The sequence below is a fragment of the Hymenobacter terrenus genome (genome assembly GCF_000972495.1).
Lineage (GTDB): Bacteria > Bacteroidota > Bacteroidia > Cytophagales > Hymenobacteraceae > Hymenobacter > Hymenobacter terrenus.
Map to the genome: position 1 here is coordinate 1 of NZ_LATM01000093.1, position 2,203 is coordinate 2,203.

General features: G+C 58.4%; 1 protein-coding gene and 1 pseudogene. Both read right to left on the reverse strand.

The window, feature by feature from the left end; translation table 11 throughout:
• Positions 1-331: Ig-like domain-containing protein (locus WX88_RS32290; protein ID WP_394331770.1), on the reverse strand; the 331-nt coding region annotated here is incomplete at its 3' end.
• A 1,177-nt stretch (positions 332-1,508) separates the two neighbouring features.
• Positions 1,509-2,012, reverse strand: a pseudogene (locus WX88_RS32295) (glycosyl hydrolase family 28-related protein); the annotation flags it as partial.
• Between the last annotated feature and the right edge of the window lie 191 nt (positions 2,013-2,203).

A 2,203-nucleotide genomic window follows, 5' to 3' on the forward strand; every position in this document is an offset into this window, starting at 1 on the left:
GGATGCGGCCGAGCGTGGCGCTGGGTGGGGTAGTGGGGCCGGTGACGGTGATGCTAACGGGGGCGGAGCTGGTGCTGGCACCGGCGTTGTCGGTGGCTTTGGCCGTGAGGGCGAAGGTGCCGGCCGTGGCGGCGGTCCAGGTGAAGGCGAAGGGGCTGGTCGTGTCTTCGCCGAGCTTGGTGGTGCCCTGGAAGAACTCGACTTTGGCGATGCTGCCGTCGGTGTCGGCGGCGGTGGCGGCGAGAGCAACCGTGCTGCCAGCGGCGAAGGTGGCGTTGGCCGTCGGGCTCGTCAGGCTCACACTCGGCGACGCGTTCGANTGTTGTTCCATTGGCCCGGAGGTTCTTTTGTGCCTCGTAAAGGTTTACGATACCGGGCACGATTCCATCATCGGCCACGATGGTTCCCTTGTCGCCGAGGGGCATCGATTCGCCTTCGCTGGTATTGAGGGCCGAGCCCCGCACACCTACCAGTACGCCCATAGAATATTGCTTGGGCTCGTGAATATCCTCTCCGCCGCGGGAGTTCCTATCCTGGAGGGTGTAGTTGGGGTCAATAGACTCCAGGATGTTCCAAAGTGCGGCTCTGCGCCCAATGTAGGCGCCCGCGCCGCCACCGCCACCGGGTACCGAGCCGGCGTCATTAGACACGGTGCATTCGGTCCGGATGAGGTCAAAAGACAAAGCCCGGTGAGAATCGAACGTGCCGCATTTCTGCACGCCACGGCTCCATACGTTGCCGCTGGACAGCCATTCGGTGTTCGTACCGTGCCGTGCGCGGCGCGGACCATTTACCGCATAATCCTCGAAGAGGTTATCGTGCGCGTTTACCCGGCACGCGAATGAGTGGTGGTTCTGTTCCGGGCCGTCGACGAGGACGCTGCGAACGGTCACGTTTTTAGTGGCCGCCAGAATAACCCCGTTCTCCATGCTGGTAGTGGCTACGTTTTTCACCCAGCAGTTCCAGGAACGGTTTACGTATACGCCATTCCAGCCGCCTATCGTGCTGGTGGGTTTGGTAAGGTGCTTGTGCGTCAGTTCGGCGTGGCCTTTCAGGCGGAGGTCTTCAATGCCCGACTCGGTAATAGAATTACCTAGCTGTTCGAAGCGTACGTTCCAGTTGGTCCTGATGTCGATGCGCAACGGCTGAACCAGCGTCACCTGATTGCCTGACACACTGGCGATTTCCACCGTCCATTGGAACCGTGGGTATTGAGGGGCAACAATGGCCGAAGAATTTCCGACGCCACCCGCACCGCTATCAATTCCTCCCTCAGTAGGAACGTGCCCGTAAATGTGCTTTAGCAAGCTTTTATCCGCAGGGTTTTCCCAGGTCAGTAGGACCTTTGCCCCGGCCGACAGGCCGGAAGCATTGTTCACCGTTATCGTCTTTGCGCCTCTTGCCGCAGTTCCGGCTACGGTTGTGAGCACGGGGCCAGCTTTCCAATATTCCCAGCTTTGTGTAGTTGTACTGGCAAGGGCGACTTTACCGTTCGCATCAAACGTATCACCAGGCCCTATCCAAACCAGGCCACCGGACCACCACCACCCGTAGTCGCTACCTTCGGTGATAAAGTCGCCCTTGATGTTTTGCAGGGATTTGCTGAAGTCCAGGGTAGTCAAATCTCTGCCCGCACCCCGCAGCACGACGTTGCTGTATTTGATGTGCAGAAAATTGTTCAGCAGGAAGGTGCCGGCCGGCACGAATACAATACCACCGCCGGCCGCTCCGGCCGCCTCAATTGCAGCCTGAATGGCCGGGGCATCATCCGTAGTGCCATTGCCGGCCGCGTTATACGGGGCATTTTTGACGTTGTAAACTGTGCTCGAAGGGCTGGGCAGCGGAACATTGCCCGTCCGGTAGCCGGCGTAGGAGCAGTTGGGAATGTTGGGATGGTTGTCCGGATTCGCAACGTAGGCGTTCCACAACGCGGCTCCGGTTTGCGCATGCCCTGAGTTCAGGTAAAGCGCCGAGAGCAGCAGCGTGAGGAAAGATTTATGTAGTTTGTTCATGAAATGGAGTGGTTGAAAAACTTAATGGCTATTACCCACTTTATCGCGGAGCTGAGTGGGTATTCATCAATCATCACAAGGAGCAGTGGTAAGGGAAGTGCTACGCTACGCCTGATGGCAGCACTTCCCTTATGATGCTACTCAGCCGTTATTTTTTGATAACGCGGAGGGTCTGTCCATCCTGGGTGCGG